Source organism: Acinetobacter towneri DSM 14962 = CIP 107472 (genome assembly GCF_000368785.1).
Taxonomy (GTDB): domain Bacteria; phylum Pseudomonadota; class Gammaproteobacteria; order Pseudomonadales; family Moraxellaceae; genus Acinetobacter; species Acinetobacter towneri.
This window is the reverse complement of record NZ_KB849691.1, coordinates 291,650-315,230: the sequence shown is the minus strand read 5'-3', so window position 1 is coordinate 315,230 and position 23,581 is coordinate 291,650. Positions and strand designations below refer to the sequence as shown.

The window sequence follows — 23,581 nt, the reverse complement described above, 5'->3', positions numbered from 1 at the left end:
ACAATTTCTGATAAAGATAGCGTTGCTTGTCTGATACGTTGACGTTTGTTTTCTTGCTTGAGAAATTGCCAATAGATGGGTTCAAATTTTTTGAAAAAATCATCAACAATACAAAAAATTTCTGTAAAATCGTACATGGTAGTTAGAGCCTTTGGGTTGTGTCGTAACTTTCTAAATGGCTCTAACTACCTTTTTTTCAAGGGCTTTTCTTATCCGTAATTCGGGTTAGTCTAGAGCCTTAATAAATACGCGCCAGCTAGAAGTAAAGCCAAAAGAAGCATGATACAAGGTCATCCCCAAAGCACCGCCAATCAAAAATAACAGCGCTTGATTCAGACCAACAATTTGATAGGCACCCAAGGTACCCACAATTAACAAGATAAAAGCCACCCAAACCGAAACATTCGATCTTTGGGAAGCTGCAACAATAACAGACATGGAAGAGAGAATTTGAAAAAGGAAACCCGCGTATTCTACGCAATTTCCCCTACGCTGTAGGACTGACTGCTTATTTTATCGCAGATAATTCATTCTTATATCTGATAATAAATATAAGTAAGTTTGATTTATAAGTCTTATTTTTATAAGAAATATGAACATAGAAAACAAAAGGCCAGTCAATAAAATTGACTGGCCTAACTCGTAACCGAGTTTTTAATTTAATCTAGAAGATTAAATTATTTAAGCATGTCAGCAATTGCTGCGCGCTCTTCTTCAAGTTCGTTTAACGTGAAGTTGATACGCTCACGGCTGAACTCGTCGATTTCAAGACCTTGAACGATTTTGTACTCGCCATTTTCGCAAGTTACAGGGAAACCGAACATTACGCCTTCAGGAATACCGTAAGAACCATCAGAAGGGATACCCATAGTTACCCATTCGCCGTTTGTGCCAAGCGCCCAGTCACGCATGTGGTCAATTGCAGCGTTTGCAGCAGAAGCAGCAGAAGATAAACCACGCGCTTCAATGATCGCAGCACCACGTTTACCAACTGTTGGAAGAAATACGTCTTTGTTCCATTCTGCATCGTTGATTTTGTCTTTTAAGCTTTCTCCATTTGCAGTTGCAAAACGGTAGTCAGCATACATTGTTGGAGAGTGGTTACCCCAAACTGTCATGTTTTTGATGTCAGAAACTGCAACACCCGCTTTTTGAGCAAGTTGAGTTAACGCACGGTTGTGGTCAAGACGTAACATTGCTGTGAAGTTTTTCGCAGGAAGGTCTGCAGCAGATTTCATTGCGATGTAAGCATTCGTGTTCGCAGGGTTACCTACAACAAGAACTTTAACGTCACGGCTAGCAACTTCGTTCAATGCTTGACCTTGACCAATGAAGATTTCGCCGTTCACTTTTAACAAGTCAGCACGTTCCATACCAGGACCACGTGGACGTGAACCAACTAATAACGCGTAGTCAGCATCTTTAAATGCAACTTTAGGATCATCAGTACCGATCATGCCTGCCAATAATGGGAAAGCACAGTCGTCAAGTTCCATCATTACGCCTTTAAGCGCTTGTTGAGCTTTCTCAACAGGAATTTCTAACAATTGAAGAATAACTGGTTGGTCTTTACCCAACATTTCACCGCTAGCGATACGGAATAATAAGCTGTAACCAATTTGACCTGCAGCGCCAGTCACGGCAACACGAACGGGTTGCTTCATGTAATTATCTCCAGTTGAGGATAGTCAATGCGATTAAATAGTCAGTCCATTTAATCTAATAATCATAAACGCGAAAGATTGTACTCCAATCATTCAGCGGATGCATGCAAAAGCGCATCAAATTCCACAAAAGTCTGATAGAAAATATAAATAAAATATTTCCAAAAGACTCAAAACCACAAATTTAATGCGCTCAAAAACCTAGTAAGAACCTTTAATCACAAACTGACTTGGGCAATTTGACCCAATGTTGGCAGCACACTGCTTATAGCGCCCTGCACTGTTATAGCAAATTTTGATTTCGGTTAAATAACTGCTGCCCTGATGATTCGAGCATTGAAAATGAATGCTTTTGGATGACATACCTGAGTTGGATTTTAAGAACAGGCTACGCAACTGACCCAGTTGTACGGTTTGAGTGTCTTGGCCCGTCAATACCGCAGGCACGTTAATCAGATCTGCATTGTTAATGATCATGCGGAAATATTGGCTGGCATTCATAGGTACACAGCCACCAATGGCTTGCCACAATTGTACCCGTGCAGCTTCATCAGGCATGACCCGCGCCACCACTTTGGCTTGCAAAGGCGGCAACTTCGCCGATGACTGAGTACTGCACTCACGCGCAGCAACTTCAGGATATAAGCCTTCAATATTCAGTGAATAGCCTTCTAAACATTTACGCTTTTTGCTTTTACTCGAATCGATTAAACACACGGCGGGCGTCATTTGCACAGACATCACATAGCCTTGCACGGGGGCAGAAAATGTATTTTGCGTACACAAAACCAAAGCTGCACCACACAAACCGAGCAGTGTCACTTGAATTGGCTGTAAAACTGTACTCATCCACACTTTCAATGCTTCAGCCCCCTTACGATTTTATACGTCCAATATTCTACACATCTAACGACCGACACGATCATCAAGCTGTATCACTTATAAATTTTCTCTAATCTAAGGTGTATTTCGCGGTGGAATATGTTGCATACGACTACTTATCGATTGTCCACCCTGCCCCAACAACACACCATAATGTGTGGCATTGGTCATGACATGCTTGACATAGTCACGTGTTTCTAACAATGGAATACTCTCGGTATATTGGTCTGCAGCAATCGCTTGAAACTCGGGCTGCCAACGGCGTGCACGGTTCGGGCCTGCATTATAACCCGCTGTAGCTAGCACTGGACTATTGCTTAACTGTCTCTGAATGGTCGACAAATAAAATGTGCCATAACGAATATTGGTATTCATATCACTTAGCGCGGCAGGATTATAAGTTTCACCCATTTGTCGTGCAACTAAACGTGCCGTATCGGGCATGATTTGCATCAGCCCACCCGCGCCGACATGCGAACGTGCAGTGGTATTAAAACGGCTTTCCTGACGCATCAATCCATAAGCCCAAGCAGGGTCAATACCTGCATTTTGACTGTGGCTCACAACATAATTACGATGTGGCATAGCATAACGGTAACTATAGTTGTGCTTATTCACAGTACGATCTGCTGCATAAATGGCACGATCATACCAACCCATATCGGTTGCACGTTTAGCCGCTGCCAAAATCAAGCCATCATCTTGTCTTAAATACGCCTGACGCACCGCCCAGTTCCATTCACGATTGACATAATTGGCAGGTGCATTAATTTCACGCAAGGCAAAGGCACGGTTAAAGTGAATATCTTGATTCAAACGCTGTAAATCATTGGTACTTGGTTGGGTATTCGCAGGATTCGTATTGTAAGTTTGCCCAAGACGATCTTTTGCTAATAAGTTGTGATAATCATCGCCCTGTGCCAACTGTTTATAAATATTTTGCGCGCTGCGTTTCGATGCTGCATCACCACGTTGTTCTGAGGCACGAGCCAACCAATATTGCCAACGATCTTCCTGTTTTTGGGTCACACTCATGCTATCTACAGCACGAATTACACTTTCCCATGCGCCAAAACGAATCGCCTGACGGGCATAAATTTCTGCTTCTTCGGGACTAAAAGGTAAGCCATAACTGGCATCTAAGGCACTTAACACTTCACGGTTAAAATTGTTTTTCATGACTGTAGTGCCGCCAATATATCCCACTGCACGATACAAGGCTTTTTGTACCGCTTCTGGCGTACCTTCTGCACTGCGTTTTAGTGAAGAAAGTGCCGAGTCTAAATCGCTATCGGCTAAACGTCCCATCGCATAAATAAGATAGGCATGATCTTCATTACTTGCTTTAGGTGCAGACCACAAATAATTCAGTGGATTGGCCTGAATACTGTTCAATTGTGCCAAACTGATATTCATACCTAAACTTTGCGCAGTCGCTAAAGCGAGCCCTGACTGCCCTGCACGCAATTGTGCCCATAAGCGTTGCTGTTTATCTTGCTGAGTCATTAACGGACTCGACAGCATCATCCGCCCCAAACCTGTACAAGATTCAGGTTGTGAGTTCGTGGTCAACCAAACATCTTTAAATTCCGCGACCACCAAAGGATCACCCGAACGGGTACGAACTTGTGCCATGGCACAGCTTTCGGCCTGATCAGCATTACTCACATAGGCAAGCACAGGTTGTGCACTGCTAAAATCGGCCTGTTTCACTTTTTCTTCGATGTAATCGGCTGCGAGTTTTTCTGCCATCGCTGATTGTGGATGGCGCTGTGCAAACTGAACAATTGCACTGGCAGGTTGCATGCCCAAATTGGTGTTCAATGCCCAGTATTCAGGATAGTAGCCCAAAACATCATTTTGCATGGCATATTGATACTGCTGCAATAAATCGACATCACCTGAATTGGCTGCACGCAGTGCATCATTAAACTGTTCATTTGCGGCATGCGTACCCGTCATCACGGCAAGCGAAACCAGACTTAGCACAAGCTTTTTCGTTAATTTATTATTTTGTTTCATCATTTGCAGCATTCGCTTGCCTTCAGTCATTTACTTCTGCCTCGAGATCCGCATCCAATCATTCAGCTTAGTTTAATTAGTCTAGAACCCAAGTTGTGTTCTGTTATGTAACCTTATGATTAGACACTATTAATCTTGAAATCAATCTTCCAACAATTTTACTTCACATTTCAAGTATGTGATGCACGGATTAAAGGCTGTCAGTTTATCTTGAATTCCTGCTAAAATACGCCCCTCTGTTTTATCTACTCCGTTTATTTTTATAAACGAACTCGTGAATTATCTCTTAGGAGCCTACATGACGGTTCAAACCTTCATCCCGAATGGTGCCCAAGCTGCCTCAGAAAACACTGTTACCCAGCCACAGCACACCCCAGCCGACGGTTCAGTTAAAAAACTGTATATCGAAACGCAAGGGTGTCAGATGAATGAGTATGACAGTCACCGTATGGCAGACCTTTTAGGCGATTCTCACGGCTATGTACTGACCAGCAACCCTGCTGATGCCGATATTCTGCTCATGAATACCTGTTCGATTCGTGAAAAAGCGCAGGAAAAGGTGTTTTCTGAATTAGGTCGCTGGCGTAAGCTGAAAGAAAAAAATCCTGATTTGGTGATTGGCGTAGGCGGTTGCGTCGCTTCTCAGGAAGGCGACAATATTCAAAAGCGTGCCCCGTATGTGGATATGATTTTTGGTCCACAAACCTTACACCGTTTACCGCAAATGCTTGATCAACACCACGATCAGGTTGAAAAACCAAAAAAAGAAAAAATCAAACTGGTGGATATTTCTTTCCCAGACATTGAAAAATTCGACTTTTTACCTGAACCGCGTGTTGAAGGGTTTAAAGCTTTTGTGTCGATTATGGAAGGCTGTTCAAAATACTGTTCTTTCTGCGTAGTGCCTTACACGCGCGGTGAAGAAGTTTCACGTCCTTTAGACGATGTCTTAGCTGAAATTGCGACTTTGGCCGAAAAAGGCGTGCGTGAAATTAGCTTGCTCGGTCAAAACGTAAATGGCTATCGCGGTGAAACTTTTGACGGTAAAATTTGTACTTTTGCCGATTTACTGCGTTTGGTTGCCGAAGTACCTGGCATTGGACGAATTCGCTACACCACATCACACCCGCTTGAATTTAATGATGATTTGATTCAATGCTACCGTGATTTACCGCAAATGGTGTCGCATTTACACTTGCCTGTGCAAAGTGGTTCGAATGATGTGTTACAAGCCATGAAACGTAACCACACCATTGATGTGTATATCGACAAGATTGCCAAGTTACGTAAAGTACGCCCAGACATGCACTTATCTAGCGACTTTATTATTGGCTTCCCGGGTGAAACCGATCAAAACTTTGAAGAAACTTATCAGTTTATTCAAGATATGGATTTTGACCACTCGTACAGTTTCATCTATTCAAAACGTCCAGGTACGCCTGCATCTGAACTTGAAGACACCACACCTGAAGATGTGAAAAAAGAACGTTTAGCCAAAGTTCAACAATGGATCAAACAATCTAGTATTGATAAGACCGATGCCATGCTTGGGACGGTACAACGTGTCCTAATTGAAAATGTTTCCGACAAAGACCCGAACATTTTAGTGGGTACGGCCGACAATACACGTTTAGTAACATTTATTGGTGACCCTGCTTGGGTCGGACGCTTTGCGGAGATTGAGATTACCGAGATTAAAACTTTGAATTTAGTTTACGGTGAACTCTTGAATCTTGAGCCTGACGTGGCGTAATGTAGGAGCTAAAGTCCAATAACAGATTAAGGAATTCTCTTGACTGCAGCGATTCGACGTACAGTAACTTTTCCTGGCATTTCAATGGAACGTCTAAAAAGCATGCTCGGTGCTTATAACGGACATTTGAAACAAATCGAACAACGTCTAGACGTCCAAATTTCTCATCGTGGTGACGCCTTTTTTATAGATGGGGAAATTGATGCAGTTGAACGAGCCGAAACGCTCTTGCAACGCCTGCATGAAGAAGCGGAAAGCTCTGCACAAATTAGTGCAGACACGCTCCACATGATGATTCAGGGCAGTCAGACTGACCGTGAATTACAATCGGATGATGGGCAAGAGCATACTGGATTGGATGCTGTTTGGTTGCAAACCCGCAAAGGGCGCATTAATCCACGCGGTGCCAACCAAAAGCGTTATGTGCAACGTATTTTGCAAAGTGATATTTCATTTGGTATTGGCCCTGCAGGTACGGGTAAAACCTATTTGGCTGTTGCCGCTGCCGTAGATATGTTGGAACGCAATGAAATCCAGCGGATTCTATTGGTGCGCCCTGCGGTTGAAGCGGGTGAAAAACTGGGCTTCTTACCGGGTGATTTAACCCAGAAAATTGACCCGTATTTGCGTCCCCTTTATGATGCCCTGTATGAAATGCTCGGCTTTGAAAAAGTTGCTAAGCTGATTGAACGTCAAGTGATTGAAGTTGCACCACTGGCGTATATGCGTGGTCGTACCCTCAACCACTCTTTTGTGATTTTGGATGAAGCCCAGAACACCACGCCTGAACAGATGAAGATGTTCCTGACCCGTTTAGGGTTTGGTTCACGTGCAGTGATTACCGGTGATGTGACTCAGGTGGATTTACCACGTGGTCAGCAGTCTGGTCTGGCACATGCCTTACGTGTGATTGATAAAATCCCTGAAATTCATATTACTCGTTTCCATTCTCGTGATGTCGTGCGTCACCAGCTGGTTCAGAAAATTGTTGAAGCCTATGAAGGCTGGGACAGTGAGCAACAGCGTTTAAGTGCCGAAGCGCGTGCAGAACGTAAAGCGCGCCAGGAAGCATTAATTGCGGAAAATGATGCCGCAGCAGATGCACAGCACTAATCGCTGTGCGCTCTGCAACCTACTGAAGTATTAAGGATTCATTTTGAAATTAAGTCTCAGCCTGCAACAGGACATTCAAGCGCCTGAGCTGGTGTTAAAACGTGCCTATCTGAAAAAAGTAGTCGAAACCACTTTAAGACATATAGACACCCAAAGTGATTGTGAAATTGGAATTGCCTGTGTCGATCATGCCGAAAGTCACAAGCTCAATCTGGAATATCGCAAAAAAGACAAATCTACCAACGTCTTGTCTTTCCCAAGCGATTTACCCGATGAAATGGCACAAGTTTTGCCGAGCTTCCCTATTGGGGATTTGGTAATTTGTATTCCTGTGGTTTTACAGGAAGCTGCAGAACAAGCCAAAACACCATTAGCGCATTTCACTCACATGCTAGTACATGGCACGCTGCACCTTATGGGCTATGATCATGAAACCTCAGATGAGGATGCCGAAGAAATGGAAGCTTTAGAAGTTGAGATTCTTGCCAAGTTGGGTTTGGATAATCCATACATGGAAAGAGATTGAATTTTAAGTTTTAGAAAATCATAAAAATAGCGGGCTAAGGCTCGCTTTTTTGTTTAAAACCACTCCCTCCCAATGCATAGGTATCTACACATCTTTAGGTACCTAGTGCAATGGTTGCGATTTCATTCAGTTCATCTATTGAATATTCTGAGAGCAGTTGAAGAGTATTTAGTAAAATCGAGAGTCCTGCCAATATGGCAGGCGCACTCTCTATCTTGCCTCTTTTCTGCTGTCTACCTGAAAGCCTAGTCAAAAATGCACGGACTTTCTGATTTTGCTCATCTGTACAACGCTGCACTCTCCACGTCAACACACAAGCCATACAACTGATCAGCAAACGCCTTAAAATCGCTTCTGGGGTAGTCTGAAGCCATGACTCAATATCATGACCTGCTTGCTTGAGAAGTTTGAAATAACATTCGATTGACCAACGCCAGTAATACCAAGTTGTCAATTCCACTGCGGTAATCTCGGTTGATACATTGCTGATCAATGACCATCTTGCAACTGTCTTTTCATTAATATCTTTAACCACCGCAATAATCAGTCTAGCCTCAATTGCAGCACCTTTCTGAGGAGCAACTCTTTGACCTAAAGAATCTTTTTTATTTGATTTTGCAGCACGGGTAAGCCGAACATTGGTTTCTCCAACATAAAGCATATGTTGATTACCCTTGTAAGAAATGGGTTTCACTTGCTGTATTTCGATACGTTCAGCAACTTCTCCAACTTTACATATTTCACCCTGATGCTCAATCCGATTGCCTTCCTTTGCTCGAATAAGCCATTGAAAACCATGACTGCTTAATTCCCTGAGATGAGCAATGGAATCTCCTTCACGATCAATAATATGTACGCAGGTTTTCTCAAGAGGAAACTGTTCAACTTTTTGTATTTGTTCAGAAAGGGAGTCTAAATGAGTTTTACGTTCGGTCTGTTGCTCATTAAATGTCGAATAGCAACCTGAAGCACTAGAAAGGGTTTGAGCTAATGGAGCAACAGGAAGTCCAGAAGCAGCATCAACAAGTAAGCTCGTTTGTAATTCATAGCCTGAGTCGTACTGATGTGTCCTTTGGAGTTTTTGAGTTTTATTACGATGTGTCACATATTGGATTTGTGACCAATCATGAATAACTAAAGCATAGCGATGCAGCGATGTCTTAATCTGATCACAAGCAAGCTGTTGAATAGGTTCATTTAATTGTTTAAATGAAATTTTATTATTATTTAAAAACCGCCATACAGCTTGCGTCGTTGCGAAACTATTTTTTTGAGCAGAGGCAATATCTTTGATTGCAGGGGCAAGTGAAGCAAGAGGATTCATATTGAACTGAACAAGGTTGTTGTAACGTTTGACAAGGCGCTGATCTAAGCGAGAGATGTTAAAATTGAAGAGCATGCTCTTCAATTTAACGCAAAACATGGAAATTGTGTAGATACCTATGCCTCCCAATGGGAGGGAGAACATTCATTAGAGTCCCATGATTGCTAAATACCAGAAGAACATTGCTGCGTAAAGCAGAGAGTAGATTCTTGTTACTTGTCCACAAAGTCCTCTCTCCCTTTGAGAGAGAGGGAAAAACTAGCGCACCTCAAACTCAGCTTCAGCAGGGTCAAAACGCCACGTCCGTACAATCCGCAATTCAGAAATATCTTTCATTTTGGCATCAAATGCACCAAAAGGTGCGGCTTTACGCACCGAAGCTTTGGCTGCTTCATCTAGCATGGCATGTCCTGAACTTTCAATTAAACGAATGGCACGAATCCCACCATTGTTGTTCAAAATCACCATTAAACGTACTTCGCCTGCCAAATTCTGTGCTTTGGCTTGTTCTGGATAATAACGGTTACCATAAAATTCGACTTTTTGACGGAATTTTTCCATATAACCAGCGGTGTTGTCTTGCTTGGCCTGAATCCCATCGATGGTTTTAATTTTTTGCTGACGGCTAAAATTTTGTTGGCGTTGTAAATATTGCGCTTCAATACTGGCGACCATGGCAGCCTTAGCTTGGAATTGGCTATTCAACTCCTGCATGGCTTTTTTGCGCTGATTTTCTGCAGCCTGTTTTTGCCAACTGAGCGTGGTCATCAATACTTTTTCTTCAAAGTTTAATTCACGCTGTTGCTGCATACGCTCTAAACTTTCCAATTGCTGCTCCCCTGCACTTTGTTCAGTCATGGGTGCAGGCATATCACTCGACATGCGATGTTCTTCACGGAACGTACCTGAACCTTGCTGATCGGCTTGGGCTAAGAAATCTGCATCTTCAACTTTTGCATCGCTCATGCGTACCGATACCGCAATCTCTTTGACCGCAGCATCGCTTTGTTGCGGTGCAGCAAACTGCACGGCCAAAATTAATGCGTGCAATACAGCAGCCACCAGCAACGCTGCAGCAAAAATAGGATCTTTCCACCAATCTTGCGTAGAAGGCATCAATTGAATTTTTTTTAGCATCACATTAATCCGACAAAACGTCTGATTCCCCAAGCCGCCAAATGCGGTATAAACTAAAGAGCATATTACTTTGCTCAGTTTTTGCTTTTCTGCAAAACTGCGAAGTTCATCAAAAAGCTGACTACTGAGCCTTAAAATCTTAAAAATGGTGCAACTTATTTTGCTAAACTGCAAGCTTCTATGCCTGTATTTTTAATACAATTCGACAAAATATTTGTATCTGTAAAGAATGAATGAACGACTTGGACGGCCGTATGCAAACCCTGATCACCAATATCTCTCAACGTATCCGTCAAGTGTACCAAAAAGCGGAAGGATTTATTGAGGATGAACGTGAATTTCCATTATCTCAGGTCTTCTTAAATGCGACTTTTCAGCGCTTTGTGACCGATAATGTGAAAATGTTGCAAGATCTGCACGCAGACTTACACGACGACTGGTTACGTCTTTATGCAACCCTAGATTACAACGGCTTGAACATCACTCTGTCTGTCGATTTAAAATTAGTACAGATGGAATTGAATAAAGATACTCAGCTGATTGTGTTTGAACAAATTAGTGACACGCAGGTGATTGAAGCAAGTTATCCAAGTTTTTTGCATAAAATCGCTGTGAAGTGCGCTTTATTTTACTATCAAAAAATACGCAATGATGACCCTTTAGGCATGATTTTAGAAAAACTCAAAGTCATTAAAGTCAAAGATGATTTGCTGCATTTAGATTTAAATCGCTGGTTGGGCAAAAGCCGCTCTATCATTGACACACTCAGCAAAGTTCATGTGAATCATGCGGTATTACGTGAAGCGGAATTGGTGCTCACTGGCAACGTCAATTTAACGGCGTTGTTCCGCAAAATGTCTGAAGAAAGACTAGAAGATGTGGAAGAATCTCTTGCAGATACGCAAGTCACACCGCTGAAACAAAAATAAAGCTAAGCTGAAACTTTAGAAGAGAATACATACAGGAAAACTACACAAGCCGCATAATTCCTAATTTTCTCTTCATATTCAACGCGTATAATGGCAACAAGCAAGCAAATTGCATCTCCCTACATACAGAGGAAATATCTCAGCAATGGCAAATCATGTATTGAAAAAAATGGGTATGGCAGCCGGTGTGTCTACAGCACTGTTTTTGGCTGGTTTCTCTAGCCAAACATTTGCCATGAGTCCTTTCCAAGCCAGTTATCAATTTAACTACAATGGTAAAAACTTAGGTTCTGCAACACGTACTTTAAGCCAAACAGGTAACCAATGGAGTTATGTGTTTGCTGCCAAAGCAGGCGTGATTGCCTCTGCTACAGAAACTAGCCGTTTTAGTTTTAATAATGGCAAAATTGGCTCATCTAGCTTTAGCCGCAGCAGTAAGATTTTGGTGCATAACAACACCATGAGTATTAACTTCAATCCTTCGGCGAAAACCATTAACACCAAAAAGGACAGCGACACCCGTTCTTTTGCGTGGAAAGCGGGCGTGTTGGATGAGTTGAATGCGGAACTGCAAATCCGTGAAGACTTAAAAAGTGGCGGTTTAAAATCGAGCTACTATATTGCCGATAATAAAGAGGTGGAATCACGTCGCTTTATTAAGCAAGGTTCAGAAAAAATCAAAACCAGTTATGGTACTTTTGATACCATTAAAGTGGTGCTGAAACACAACAAACCAAACCGTGATACGATTTTCTGGTTGGCACCAAAACTTGACTACTTGCCTGTCAAAGTTACCCACCAAGACAAAGACAAGTCTTATGGATTATTACTCACAGGCTATAAAGGCCCGACCAACTAATTTAGAATATAACTACTGAGCAAAGCTTGGCAGTTATTCACCATTTGGTAAATTGTTCTTGCATTTTTTCAGGTGCTTTTTAAAATACGCTTTTGCTTTGAAAAGCACCTGCTCTTGAGGATTCTCCCGTGCATGCACTAGAACAGAAAATTTTAGCCGAAGGTATCGTTCTATCTGAAGCGGTTCTAAAAGTCGACTCTTTCTTAAACCATCAAATTGACCCTGTGATGATGCAGCAAATTGGTCAAGAATTTGCGCGTTTGTTTAAAGATGCAGGCATCACCAAAATTATTACCATCGAAGCTTCTGGCATTGCACCAGCTGTGATGGCAGGTTTAGAGCTTGGCGTACCTGTAATTTTTGCACGTAAATATCAATCTTTAACCTTAAAAGATGATTTATACCGCTCTAAAGTATTTTCATTTACCAAGCAAACTGAAAGCACGATTGCCATTTCAAACAAACATATCAGCGCGAGCGACAAAGTCTTGGTGATTGATGACTTTTTGGCAAATGGTCAAGCTGCACTTGGTTTGGCAGATTTAATCCATCAAGCCAATGCAGAAGTCGTGGGTATTGGGATTGTGATTGAAAAATCATTCCAACCGGGTCGTGAATTATTGCTTGAAAAAGGCTATCGTGTTGAATCATTGGCACGAGTAAAGTCTTTGGCAAACGGTACTGTTGAATTTGTACGCGATTAAGGTCGATTAAAACTGATGTTGTTTCATCATTTAGACCTTATGATCAAAGAGTGCTTAGGCGCTCTTTTTTTTGCTTTTTTTCAAACTTAAACAACTCATTTACATATATTTTATTTACAAAACTGTGGTGCTACGCCATGCTGCACTTGAAATAACAGTGTTTAAGCAGTCTGCTCTTTTCAGATTGCAGCTCTACACAGCACTCTTTAGGTCGTCTGCGTGCATTGATGCATGCGGCATGAGTACAAGGCATTTTAAAGTCATGACACAAGACAATCCGTTGATGGAACATAGTATCGTCTGTCCAAAATGTGGTTCAACTCAAGTTGAAAAACGCAACCATGAACAAAACTTACAAAAAATTGGTGGCGTGTTATTAGGCTCTGCAGGTACAGCAGCAGGTACTGTGGGCGGCGCAGCTTCAGGAGCTTCTATTGGTGCGGCAATCGGTACTGCCGCAGGACCTTTGGGCGTAATTATGGGCGGCACGATTGGCACGTTTGTCGGGGCAATTAGTGTGGGAATCACAGGCGGTTTTCTTGGGCATCGCTTTGGTAAAAAAGCAGGTGTAATTGTCGATCAGAATATTTTTCTGGATTTTCAATGCCTCAAGTGCAAACACCGCTTTAAAGAAAAAATTCAAACAGCCAAGCAACTCTAAATAGCCCTAAATCAATTTCAAAAAAATGCTGCACATGGCAACACTTTTTGATTGTATCTTTTTATTTTGCAGTGCTGCTTGCAGAAGTCATCACAGTTTTTTGTGCCGCTAAATACTGTGCTTCCGCAGGTTGTTTTTCAATACGTTGTTCTTCTGGAAAACTCAGACTATGCACAATTTCAGTCGCTGCAACACTCGACCATGAACACCCTAAACTCATTAGACCTAACCCAATCAGCATCCACTTATTCATTTTCACTTTCCTCAATCTCTCATTTTTACAGCAGTCCGTTGTGCTCAATACATTAGGGTCTGTTGACAATTCGTCTATGTTTGCGGCATGAGAGATATATCTCGCAAGGTTTTTTAGCTGATATAAGGCATGGGACAGGAAATTTAGTCATTCTAAATGACTGGCACATAACGCAATAGCAGCAAAAAATATGCTCGCCCCGAAAGGCTGTGGCTAAAACTTTCTCAGATTGCGTTATGAAACTTAGCAATAATCTCGCTATTCCTTGCGTTTCATGCCTGATCTGCTCAGTTTTAGCCTACAGCGCAAGCCATTTATGAAATGTCAACAGACCCTAGCCTGCAAAAAAATGCTGCGTGAACCGTGACAGAAAACTCTGCTTTTAAAGCGGTTATTAGACGTGAAAAGAGAAAACTGAATATCACTGCAAATGGTGATTTTAGGTGAAAAGTGAACTTATTTTTTAGCACGCTCAATGCTACATAAGCCAATCGAATTCAAGTACAAAAGATAAAAGCGTAAAACGATATCCACATTTTACGCTTCATCTTAATTAAAGAAAGAATCTCACATGCCCTGTAATTTTTTTACCATTTCACCTAGGCGTTGTCCTTGCGCTTCACAAAGGATTTTTTCATCCTGACTCAAAGCCTGATCGTGGCGCGGGCCGCTCACATGCGTTGCACCATACGGCGTACCGCCCGTTTTGGTATTTGATAAAGCAGGATGCGCATTATGCAATCCCATAATCATCATTCCGTGGTGAAACAATGGCGGCAACATGGTCAATAAGGTACTTTCCTGTCCACCATGCATCGAACCCGATGAGGTAAAAACGCAGGCAGGTTTATTGTGCAATGCGCCATTCAGCCACAGACTAGTGGTTTGATCCCAGAAATATTTCATTTCAGATGCCATATTGCCAAAACGTGTAGGTGAACCTAAAGCCAAACCTGCACAATTGGCCAAGTCATCCAAAGTACAATAAATATCACCTTCGGCAGGAATACTTGGCTCTGCTTGTTGCACCACGGTCGAGATATTTGGCACAGTTCTAATTTTAACGGGCATGCCACTAGCCTCCACCCCGTTGGCAATTAAATGTGCCATTTCTTTGGTAGAACCATATTTACTAAAGTACAAAACCAGAATATATGCTTGCATCATGCTAAGAAATCAGACTAAAAATGAAAACTATACGGTATTTTGCTGCTTTTTTGGTTAAGCTTAACCATGAAAACAGATAAAGATGATTAAAAAAGTTGAGACAGCCACTGTATGATCGTTGATTATTTAAAGAAACTGCCTTTTTATGACAAACAATGGTTTCAATTTGTCTTATTTGTGCTGCGTCGCTTTGAAGCAGATCGCTGCCGTGAACAAGCAGGCTCTTTAACCTACACTACCCTGTTTGCCGTTGTACCTATGCTCACCGTATTTTTGGTGATCATCTCATCCATTAAGGCACTCGAACCTGCACGGCAACAATTACAACAACTGATTTACAGCAACTTTTTACCTAAAACCACCATCGCCTTTGATAAAGCCTTAAATGCCTTTACCGACAAATCTAGCAACTTAACCGTCATCGGGATTTTGTTTTTATTCGTGACCACGGTGATGATGCTGACCAGTATTGAAACTGTGTTTAATCGAATTTGGCGGGTTAAGGAAACCCGTGGCGGCATTATGGGTTTTATGCGTTACTGGACCATTATCTCATTAGGCCCTATTTTACTGGGCAGTGCTTTTGTCATTTCCTCAACTTTGGCTTCTATGAATGTGCTGAGTAATAACTTTGCAGGTTATGAGCTCAATGGAGCATTTATTTTATGGCTGATTTCATTTGCCCTAACCATTTTAGGTTTTTTTATTCTGAATTGGACCATTCCCAACCGCAGTGTACCTATTAAAGCCGCATTAATTGCGGGGGGTTTCAGTGCTGTTGTATTTGAATTTTTGAAAAACCTGTTTGGTTTTATTATGTCCAACTTCACCAGTTATGAAATTATTTATGGTGCTTTTGCTGCCGTACCTATTTTCTTACTGTGGATTTTCCTGTCTTGGAATATTGTGCTGTTAGGTGTTGAAATTAGTTATGCCTTGACCGCTTTTGAAGCCAGTCGCGAAAAAAAATGCCATCCGCTGCTCATGCTATTGGACTTACTGGAATTGTTTTACAAAAAACAAATGCGCGGAGAAAGTGTCACTGAAGCTGAAGCCTTAGATGTATTGGGACGTAATGAAATTGGGCGCTGGCCGTCTTATGTGCTGATGCTAGAACAACAAAATTTAATTAAACGTACTGAAAATGATGAATTTGTTTTGGTGCGCAATTTATCTCAGGTAGATTTTTGGAGTTTTTATTCACAGCTACCGTATTCATTGCCACGTCGTCAGGACTTGGCCAATGTCTATCCTGATGATGAATGGATGCAAAAACTTGGCCCCGTACTCAGTGAAACCGATGACTATTTGGCTGCCAAATTGTCGATTCCGCTCTCTAAGATTTTTGAAGAAAAATAATCTTGTACGCGCTAGCGAGATTGTAAATATATCAATCATTTTCAAATTTAAAGCCGTATTGAGCTACTGGTGATTTGAAGATGAGTTTTACATGACAACATTGCTGATGTTGAATCTTGCTCAAGTTCATGGAAAAGCTGCAAATACTTATTTTCTTTTTAGTACTTGGGTTTTATGTTTAAACCAACATTGAGCATTCACCATCAACACCCCCAGCATGACCAAAACAGCCCCAATCATAAAACTTTGGCTCAAGCTTTCATTCAACAACCATACACCAAACAATACGCCAAATAATGGCGTTAAAAATGAAAACACGCCTAAACTGGATGCTAAATATTGTTTCAGCAACCAAAACCAAGCGAGATAGCTAATAAACGAAATCAATACCGCATGAAAAATCAAACTGCCAATGGCTAAGGCTGTCCAATGAATTTCAGCCTGTCCCATCCACCATGCCATCGGCAGTAAAATCAAAAAACCACCCATCAATTGGTAAAACAAAGTTTGTGTTGCAGGGGCTTCCGATAAACGACTTAGACGTACCGCAACAGTTGTGGCTGCCCAAAGTATGCCTGCACTCAGCGCAAGTAAATCGCCAAAAAGCATCTGGCTGAAGTTTTGGTGGCTCTCTTGTTGCACAGTATCACGCCATAAAAAAGTCACCGCTATGCCAGCAAAAGACAACAGAATCCCGCCCCATTGCAAGCGAGATAAACGCTCTGCAGGTAGTTTCCAATGCAACGCTAAAGCCACAAAAATAGGCGCGGTATATAGTAAAACCACCACATGCGACGCAGAAGTATATTGAATCGCCTGCCCTAACATAAAAAATTCTGCGGCAAATAAAATACCCACCAATATGCCTACAGGCAGATATTCAGTCGAAGCCCATTGTGTATTTCTTGCAAGCAATAACAAAGGCAACACCATCACAGCAGACAAGCCTGAACGCAGTGCCAATTGCATCAAGGGTGAAATATCTGCCGCAGCAACTTTTAGCACCACTTGTTGCAGACCCCAAAAAACACACAAAATTAGCATCATACTGCTGGCTTTTGCATCAAGTGCTTGGCGTGAACTCATGGCTGAACCTGATCTGAGATAAAAAATAGACTTTAAAGTAAGCAGCGGACTCAACCTAAATCTTTTGGATATTCAACATCATTGAGTACTTGAGGAGTTTTGGCATTATGCGCGACTTTGCATAAAAAAAGCGACCTAAATAGATCGCTAATTTTTAAGGATTAACTTAATCATCTGTTGCGAAAGCAATATCACTGAGTCCGGCTTCACTCGCACGTGACATCACTTGCGCCACAGTATCATAACGCGCATCTTTATCTGCTCTTAACACCACGGTTGGCTGTTGAGCTTGCTGACTAGCATCATTAAAGCGGGTTTGCAACTCATCTAAACTAATGATTTGATCATCCCACGCCACTTCACCATTGGCATTGATACTGACCTGAATTTGCTCAGGCGGTAAATCAACAATTTCTGCGCTGGTTTGCGGTAAGGTTAATGGTATAGATGGGTTGGCAACGGTCGCTGTCACCAAAAAGATGATCATCAATACCAACATAATGTCGATCAGGGGAATGAGGTTCATCTCATTCATGCCAGAGTCGTTGTCTTCACCCAATTGAAAAGCCATTAAACCTGACCTCCCACTAAACTTTGTTGTGTTGCTTTCACTTCTGTTTTTTGCACAGATGAATCTTGCTGCAACATGGTATCAATCAATAAGCTGTGTGCATGATCTTGCAGATTGTTCGATAAGGTACGGTTCACGCGTGAGCAAATGTTGTAGGCAATCACTGCTGGAATTGCGACTGCCAAACCAAAGCCTGTCATAATTAAAGCTTCACCCACTGGGGTTGCGACTTGTGCCAGTCCTGCCTGCCCACTTTTACCTACAGCAACCAGTGCATGGAAAATGCCCCAAACCGTACCGAATAAACCGACAAACGGTGCAAGTGAGGCAATCGTACCCAATACCGATACCCCTTTTTCTGCCGATGCTTTTTCTACAGAAATTTGACGCAATAGAGCCTGTTCTGCAACCGCTTTGCGCTGTTCAAAACTTAGTGGCGCCAGTTTTGCCTTAAGCTGATTTAAAGCCTGAGACAGTTGAGCATAAGCTTGTTGCTTCAATTGGCGCGTGCCCATCAAGCGTAATGCGAAGATGGTCCATGTCGCAATCGACATCGCCAATAACACGAAATACAGTGTTTTACTGACTGCATCTGCATGTTGCCAATAGACGGAAAAGTTCATACTCGAACTCCTGTTAAGGTTAGCCGTTAGGGTTCAATATCAATTCAAAAGGCTGCTCAGCACGAATTGGATAAGCAACGCCATTTTCTTTGTACGGTTTGAATTTTGCACTACGCACAGCGCGTAAAATCTTTTGATCTAAAGCAGGTAAACCACTGGAACGGGTGATTTGTGCATGGGTAATTGCACCGTTTTCATTGGCTTCAATGAGAACCACCACTGTTCGGGTTTCACCTTGTAAATCGCGGTTACTATAAGTTGGTTTTGGTGAGCGACTCCATTGCACCCCTGACCCACCAATTGAAACTGTTTTAGGTGCGGCTGGCACGACAGGTGCGGGTGCAACAGGCGCAGGAGTTGGTTTAGGTGCGGCTTGTACCACCTTAGTTTCAGTCACTGTCGCTACAGGTGCAGGTTTCACAACACGCTCGACAGGTTTTTCTACGGGTTTTGCCACAGGCTTAGGCGCTTCCGCTTTTTTCACCTGCTGTACTTTTTCCACTTTTTTAGGTGGCGGTGGTAACGGTTTTTCTACCACTGGCACTTCTTTCACTGGCTGCGGTTTTGGTTTTTCTGGTTGCGGCTCAGCTTTAGGTTGTGGCGGCAAAGGTTTTGGAGGTTCTTGAATTTTTACAAAGCGGACTTTTAAAGGTTCTTTTTCTATTGGCTTTAAGCTTGGGGTTGGCATCTGCCCCAATGCCCACAACACGCCCACGTGTCCCAATGCAACCACGGCTAAAGCTGTTACAACTTTCTTTTTCATGGTGTGGGATGTATGCGTCATAGCGTTGGGAGATTGGTTCATTAAAGTCAGCGACCTTGAAAAGCAATTGCCAAACCATCACAGCTTATACGATCAAACTGATCGGTTAGCACAATTAAAGTAACGCAATAATAAATGAGAAGTGTTTTCATTTGCAACTATTTTTTAATAACACATGTGAACAATCACACATTATGCTTATTAATACACAATTAAAATAAATGTTATAACATTACAATTATAGTATAAAAAAACATGCCTAGACGGCATGTTTTTTGTTCAATCTTGAGATGGCTTTACACCCTATTGAAATACAACAGTTTTGTTGCCATCTACAATAATACGGTCTTCTAAATGCCATTTGACTGCACGAGCCAGTACATTACGTTCAACGTCCTGCCCCAATTCGCGCAACTGATCTACCGTAAAGTCATGGTTTACACGCTCTACATCTTGCTCAATAATCGGGCCTTGGTCTAGGTCTGCAGTCACGTAGTGTGCCGTTGCACCAATCAACTTCACGCCTTTTTCATAGGCTTGTTTGTACGGGTTTGCTCCCACAAAGGCCGGCAAGAAAGAGTGGTGAATATTGATCACTTTCATTTCCCACTTAGAGACAAACTCTTCATCCAAAATTTGCATATAACGCGCCAATACCAACAAATCATTGCCTTGCATCAATTCATCAATTTTAGCGTAAGCTTCACGTTTATTTTCTTTATTAACAGGCACTACTTCAAACGGAATACCAAAGTTTTCTACCGCTTCACGCAAGGTGTCATGGTTCGACACCACTTTGGTAATTTCACATGGTAAACCACCACGTGAATGACGCCATAATAGTTCGAGCAAAGCATGATCAACTTTAGACACCAAAATGCCGACTTTTTTCACATCGCTGACCAAAGCCAAACGCCATTGCATTTCATAACGCTCTGCCACGTTAGAAGCAAAGGTTTGCAATAAGCTTTCTTTACGGCTTTGCAAGTGATCCAGTTCAAACTCAACCCGCATGAAATAACGCCCGCCCTGAGCTTCTGTTGCGTATTGATCAAGCGCGGTAATGTTGGCTCCTTGATGATACAAAAAGCTCGATACAGCCTGCACAATACCTGGCTTATCTTCACAGGTAATCAGTAAACGTGCAGTATTCGCAGTCGTCATATTCATGTTGTTTTTAGTCACTACTTGGTTAAATTGAAAAACAAGCCGAGTATTCTAGCGCGTTTCTCAGACATTCTAAATAGCCATTCTCAGTCTCTTAGTCGGCTTGAGTATTTTTACTGGATGATAAACTCTCAAACAGTTCAGATGTGCCTAGTGTTTCTAGTAAACGCTCATAGGTTGCACGACTTTCACCCCGTAAATATGCCCCTTCAAGGAACAGCATTTGACGTAAAGCCTGCCAAATCCATTTTTCTTCCAAATGGTTTGAATCGGTAATGTGACCCGACATATATAAGAAGTTCGTCCAGTTGGTCAGCACAATCCAAATATTGATAATCAAGGCTTCAATTTCTGACTCAGTCATTTGCATCAGACCCGCATCCACAAAGGCCTGATAAATTTTTTGTCCCTGCTGCATGACCTGTCCTGCAAAACGTGGATACATTTTGCGGAAATCTTCATTGGTTTCGACCAAATGATAGACATCACGATGCAAAAAACGATAAGCCCACAGCTGACTACTGAGAACCTGAAAATAACGAATTTTGTCATTGGCATCTAAGCCACGATTTTCAGGCAAAGCCAGCATTTCTAAAGTTTCTTGCTGATATTGTTCCATCAGCTCTTTAATAATTTCGTTCTTATTGCGGAAGTGGTAATACAAGTTTCCTGGGCTCATGCCCAGTTCTGCCGCAATATGATTGGTTGTTACCGAACGCTCACCACGCTCGTTAAACAATTGCAAACTCAATTGCAAAATACGTTCTTTGGTTTTCAACGTTTTGGTTTGAGACATCCTAAAAACAACCATTCTTTAAAATTTGGGGGGCATGAAAACATAAAGTCACTTGACTGATTAGAGTAAATACTCTAAAAATTAACTTATATTGCTTTTATTGAATGGTAACATGCCATGAACAGTCAAACAAAAACAACTTCAATGACCCCACATTCACCCGATTTACAACGTCTGGATGATATTTTGGCATTGCAGAAATATGCCTATCAGCGTCATCCTGTCCCAAGTGCCAAAGAACGCATTGAACGCTTAGCCCGCTTAAAACGTGTGATTGTGAAATATCAGGATCAATTTGCCGAAGCCATTAACCGTGACTATGGCAACCGCGCCATTGCAGAAACCAAAATTGGTGAATTACTTACCTGCTTGGAACATATCAAATATTACAGCAAAAACCTGACCGACTGGATGAAGCCATCTAAACGTCAGGTTGGTATTATCCACCAACCTGCAAAAGCATGGGTACAGTATCAACCTTTAGGGGTAATTGGCATTATTGCACCTTGGAACTATCCGCTGCTGTTGTCTTTAGGCCCACTGATCTGTGCTTTGGCTGCAGGCAACCATGCCATGATCAAAATTTCCAGTGCTTCTGCGCATTTTGGTAAAGTACTGGAAAACGCCATGAGCGAAGCATTTCCACAGGAATTGGTGGCAGTAATTAATGGCGGCGGTATTATTTCCGATGCGTTCTGTCATTTGCCTTTTGACAAAATTATTTTCACAGGCTCTACCGAAGTCGGCAAAACTGTAATGGCTGCCGCGTCACAAAACCTTGTGCCTGTCATTTTAGAACTAGGTGGAAAATCCCCTGTTTTGGTGCATCCATCTAGCGATATGGTCGATGTAGCGCAGCGTATTGCGGTAGGTAAACTCTGGAATGCTGGACAAACCTGTGTTGCACCCGACTATATGTTCTTGCCTAAAGGCAAAACTGCCGAATTTATGGAGCATTTCGAGCAATTTGTGACCGAAATGTATCCGCATATTCGTGATAACCAAGACTACACTTCTATTATTAATGACAAACAATATCGTCGCTTACAGGGCTATTTAGAAGATGCACGTGAGCGAGGTGCAAATATTATTGAAATTAATCCGCAAAGTGAAAATGTGGCTGCAACCCGTAAAATGGCACCAACGGTACTGACCAATGTCAGTCCAGACATGCAAATTATGCAAAATGAGATCTTTGGTCCAGTCCTGCCAATCTTAGAATATGAACAAATTGATGATGTAATCGAGTTTATTAATAGCCGACCGCGTCCTCTTGCTTTATACTATTTCGACTTTGATCAGGCGCGTGCCGACTATGTCGCACAGCGAACCCATTCAGGGCATTTCGGACTCAATACTGTATTGACCCACGTTGCACAAGATGACTTACCATTTGGTGGTGTTGGTGCATCGGGCATGGGGAAATATCACGGTCCAGAAGGTTTTTTCAGCTTGTCACATGAACGGTCGGTAATGTCTAATCCGAAGCTTTACAGCTTGAAGTTCATTCTCCCCCCATTTGATAAGCCGATTCATCGATTGATTTCGAAGACGCTTCTTCGTTAACTGATCAAGGCATGAGCTATCAAACACGCTCATGCTGTTTTTGAAGAAAATCGCTTGTCTTTTAAGCGTATTTTTGATATAAAACGCCCCTTGAATGAATTCATCCGTTTATTTTTGACTGGCCATACAGATTTGCTGTTGGCTAAATCAATGGAGTTACACCATGTCTAAGGTTTGCCAAGTTACCGGCAAGCGTCCAGTCGTTGGTAACAACGTCTCACACGCCAACAACAAAACTAAGCGCCGGTTCGAGCCGAACCTGCACAACCACCGTTTCTGGTTAGAAAGCGAAAAACGTTTCGTACGTCTTCGTTTAACCACTAAAGGTATGCGTATTATCGACAAATTGGGCATTGAAAAGGTTGTTGCTGACCTTCGTGCTCAAGGTCAAAAGATCTAAGTAAGGAGTCAGGACAATGCGTGATAAGATTCGCTTAGTTTCTACAGCTGGTACAGGTTATTTCTATACCACTACTAAAAACAAACGTACTATGCCGGAAAAAATGGAAATCAAAAAATTTGATCCAAAAATCCGTCAACACGTAGTTTTCAAAGAAGCTAAAATCAAATAATTTTAGCTTTTTTAAAAAACGACCTTATTCAGGTCGTTTTTTTTTGCACTTTTTTTGCCTCACTTGTTAAAATTTCCTCGTTTT

The 23,581-nt window shown here is 42.1% G+C and carries 24 protein-coding genes and 2 pseudogenes; 11 read left to right on the top strand and 15 right to left on the bottom strand.

The genetic code is table 11. The annotated features are described in order from the left end of the window. The 5 genes and pseudogenes from F947_RS14995 to F947_RS12355 form a co-directional block, all read right to left on the bottom strand. Positions 1 to 137, bottom strand: a pseudogene (locus F947_RS14995) (IS982 family transposase); the annotation flags it as partial. Positions 138 to 237: 100 nt separating this feature from the next. Then, positions 238 to 438: pseudogene (locus F947_RS14655) on the bottom strand (YeeE/YedE family protein); the annotation flags it as partial. A gap of 239 nt (positions 439 to 677) precedes the next feature. Then, positions 678 to 1,664 carry a malate dehydrogenase gene (locus F947_RS12365; protein ID WP_004976197.1) on the bottom strand — a complete coding sequence of 329 codons (987 nt, stop codon included), beginning with the start codon at positions 1,662 to 1,664 and terminating at the stop codon, positions 678 to 680. A gap of 201 nt (positions 1,665 to 1,865) precedes the next feature. Continuing rightward, positions 1,866 to 2,513 (bottom strand): ribonuclease T2 family protein, encoded by a 648-nt coding sequence (locus F947_RS12360; protein ID WP_004976196.1) that lies wholly within the window; start codon positions 2,511 to 2,513, stop codon positions 1,866 to 1,868. Between the two features lie 108 nt (positions 2,514 to 2,621). Further along, positions 2,622 to 4,508 (bottom strand): lytic transglycosylase domain-containing protein, encoded by a 1,887-nt coding sequence (locus F947_RS12355; protein WP_171062606.1) that lies wholly within the window; start codon positions 4,506 to 4,508, stop codon positions 2,622 to 2,624. Between the two features lie 358 nt (positions 4,509 to 4,866). Between F947_RS12355 and miaB the strand changes: the two genes are divergently transcribed. From miaB to ybeY, 3 genes are read left to right on the top strand one after another with little or no spacing between them, the layout of a single operon-like run. Beyond that, positions 4,867 to 6,321 (top strand): tRNA (N6-isopentenyl adenosine(37)-C2)-methylthiotransferase MiaB, encoded by a 1,455-nt coding sequence (gene miaB / locus F947_RS12350; RefSeq protein WP_004976194.1) that lies wholly within the window; start codon positions 4,867 to 4,869, stop codon positions 6,319 to 6,321. 39 nt (positions 6,322 to 6,360) lie between these two features. Beyond that, positions 6,361 to 7,434 (top strand): PhoH family protein, encoded by a 1,074-nt coding sequence (locus F947_RS12345; protein WP_004976193.1) that lies wholly within the window; start codon positions 6,361 to 6,363, stop codon positions 7,432 to 7,434. Between the two features lie 43 nt (positions 7,435 to 7,477). Further along, positions 7,478 to 7,960: an rRNA maturation RNase YbeY gene (ybeY, locus tag F947_RS12340; RefSeq protein WP_004976192.1), complete on the top strand. Its 483-nt coding sequence runs from the start codon at positions 7,478 to 7,480 to the stop codon at positions 7,958 to 7,960. A 94-nt stretch (positions 7,961 to 8,054) separates the two neighbouring features. Here the strand turns inward: ybeY and F947_RS12335 are convergent, their stop codons facing one another. Together F947_RS12335 and F947_RS12330 are read right to left on the bottom strand one after the other, a co-directional pair. Continuing rightward, positions 8,055 to 9,428, bottom strand: coding sequence for a transposase (locus F947_RS12335; protein ID WP_004976190.1), 1,374 nt, complete (start codon positions 9,426 to 9,428; stop codon positions 8,055 to 8,057). A 114-nt stretch (positions 9,429 to 9,542) separates the two neighbouring features. After that, positions 9,543 to 10,400 (bottom strand): energy transducer TonB, encoded by an 858-nt coding sequence (locus F947_RS12330; RefSeq protein WP_171062604.1) that lies wholly within the window; start codon positions 10,398 to 10,400, stop codon positions 9,543 to 9,545. A 275-nt stretch (positions 10,401 to 10,675) separates the two neighbouring features. On the opposite strand from F947_RS12330, the gene F947_RS12325 reads away from it, so the two are divergent. From F947_RS12325 to F947_RS12310, 4 genes are all read left to right on the top strand, one after another. Next, positions 10,676 to 11,350 carry a hypothetical protein gene (locus F947_RS12325; RefSeq protein ID WP_004976182.1) on the top strand — a complete coding sequence of 225 codons (675 nt, stop codon included), beginning with the start codon at positions 10,676 to 10,678 and terminating at the stop codon, positions 11,348 to 11,350. A gap of 145 nt (positions 11,351 to 11,495) precedes the next feature. Next, positions 11,496 to 12,209, top strand: coding sequence for a DUF3108 domain-containing protein (locus F947_RS12320; RefSeq protein WP_004976176.1), 714 nt, complete (start codon positions 11,496 to 11,498; stop codon positions 12,207 to 12,209). Between the two features lie 128 nt (positions 12,210 to 12,337). After that, complete coding sequence (locus F947_RS12315; protein ID WP_004976172.1) at positions 12,338 to 12,913, top strand: xanthine phosphoribosyltransferase; 576 nt, start codon at positions 12,338 to 12,340, stop codon at positions 12,911 to 12,913. Positions 12,914 to 13,196: 283 nt separating this feature from the next. Beyond that, on the top strand, positions 13,197 to 13,574 hold the full coding sequence (locus F947_RS12310; protein ID WP_410468204.1) for a hypothetical protein: 378 nt from the start codon (positions 13,197 to 13,199) through the stop codon (positions 13,572 to 13,574). A 61-nt stretch (positions 13,575 to 13,635) separates the two neighbouring features. Here the strand turns inward: F947_RS12310 and F947_RS12305 are convergent, their stop codons facing one another. Then, positions 13,636 to 13,827 (bottom strand): hypothetical protein, encoded by a 192-nt coding sequence (locus F947_RS12305; RefSeq protein ID WP_004976167.1) that lies wholly within the window; start codon positions 13,825 to 13,827, stop codon positions 13,636 to 13,638. A 567-nt stretch (positions 13,828 to 14,394) separates the two neighbouring features. After that, the gene (gene wrbA / locus F947_RS12300; RefSeq protein WP_026438329.1) at positions 14,395 to 14,991 is read right to left on the bottom strand and encodes an NAD(P)H:quinone oxidoreductase; all 597 of its coding nucleotides are present in this window, start codon (positions 14,989 to 14,991) and stop codon (positions 14,395 to 14,397) included. Positions 14,992 to 15,105: 114 nt separating this feature from the next. Here wrbA and F947_RS12295 point away from each other — a divergent pair, with 114 nt between their 5' ends. After that, complete coding sequence (locus tag F947_RS12295) at positions 15,106 to 16,353, top strand: YihY family inner membrane protein (protein ID WP_004976162.1); 1,248 nt, start codon at positions 15,106 to 15,108, stop codon at positions 16,351 to 16,353. Between the two features lie 147 nt (positions 16,354 to 16,500). On the opposite strand, the gene F947_RS12290 is transcribed toward F947_RS12295, so the two are convergent. The 6 genes from F947_RS12290 to F947_RS12265 all read right to left on the bottom strand — a co-directional run bounded on the left by F947_RS12290 (position 16,501) and on the right by F947_RS12265 (position 21,359). Then, positions 16,501 to 17,439, bottom strand: coding sequence for a DMT family transporter (locus tag F947_RS12290; protein WP_004976161.1), 939 nt, complete (start codon positions 17,437 to 17,439; stop codon positions 16,501 to 16,503). A gap of 166 nt (positions 17,440 to 17,605) precedes the next feature. Next, on the bottom strand, positions 17,606 to 18,010 hold the full coding sequence (locus F947_RS12285; RefSeq protein ID WP_004976158.1) for an ExbD/TolR family protein: 405 nt from the start codon (positions 18,008 to 18,010) through the stop codon (positions 17,606 to 17,608). Beyond that, positions 18,010 to 18,633 (bottom strand): MotA/TolQ/ExbB proton channel family protein, encoded by a 624-nt coding sequence (locus tag F947_RS12280; RefSeq protein ID WP_004976156.1) that lies wholly within the window; start codon positions 18,631 to 18,633, stop codon positions 18,010 to 18,012. The genes F947_RS12285 and F947_RS12280 overlap by 1 nt, the downstream gene beginning before the upstream one ends. A gap of 19 nt (positions 18,634 to 18,652) precedes the next feature. After that, a complete protein-coding gene (locus tag F947_RS12275) occupies positions 18,653 to 19,438 on the bottom strand; it encodes an energy transducer TonB (protein ID WP_004976154.1) in 786 nt (261 codons plus the stop codon). A gap of 261 nt (positions 19,439 to 19,699) precedes the next feature. Continuing rightward, positions 19,700 to 20,566 (bottom strand): formyltetrahydrofolate deformylase, encoded by an 867-nt coding sequence (purU, locus tag F947_RS12270; RefSeq protein ID WP_004976151.1) that lies wholly within the window; start codon positions 20,564 to 20,566, stop codon positions 19,700 to 19,702. Positions 20,567 to 20,657: 91 nt separating this feature from the next. Next, the gene (locus F947_RS12265) at positions 20,658 to 21,359 is read right to left on the bottom strand and encodes a TetR/AcrR family transcriptional regulator (protein ID WP_004976150.1); all 702 of its coding nucleotides are present in this window, start codon (positions 21,357 to 21,359) and stop codon (positions 20,658 to 20,660) included. A 117-nt stretch (positions 21,360 to 21,476) separates the two neighbouring features. Here F947_RS12265 and F947_RS12260 point away from each other — a divergent pair, with 117 nt between their 5' ends. The 3 genes from F947_RS12260 (at position 21,477) to rpmG (ending at position 23,497) form a co-directional block, all read left to right on the top strand. Continuing rightward, complete coding sequence (locus tag F947_RS12260) at positions 21,477 to 22,925, top strand: coniferyl aldehyde dehydrogenase (RefSeq protein WP_004976148.1); 1,449 nt, start codon at positions 21,477 to 21,479, stop codon at positions 22,923 to 22,925. 163 nt (positions 22,926 to 23,088) lie between these two features. Then, the gene (gene rpmB / locus F947_RS12255; protein WP_004976147.1) at positions 23,089 to 23,325 is read left to right on the top strand and encodes a 50S ribosomal protein L28; all 237 of its coding nucleotides are present in this window, start codon (positions 23,089 to 23,091) and stop codon (positions 23,323 to 23,325) included. A 16-nt stretch (positions 23,326 to 23,341) separates the two neighbouring features. Further along, positions 23,342 to 23,497, top strand: a complete 156-nt coding sequence (rpmG, locus tag F947_RS12250; protein ID WP_004976146.1) for a 50S ribosomal protein L33 — start codon at positions 23,342 to 23,344, stop codon at positions 23,495 to 23,497. Positions 23,498 to 23,581: the final 84 nt, after the last annotated feature.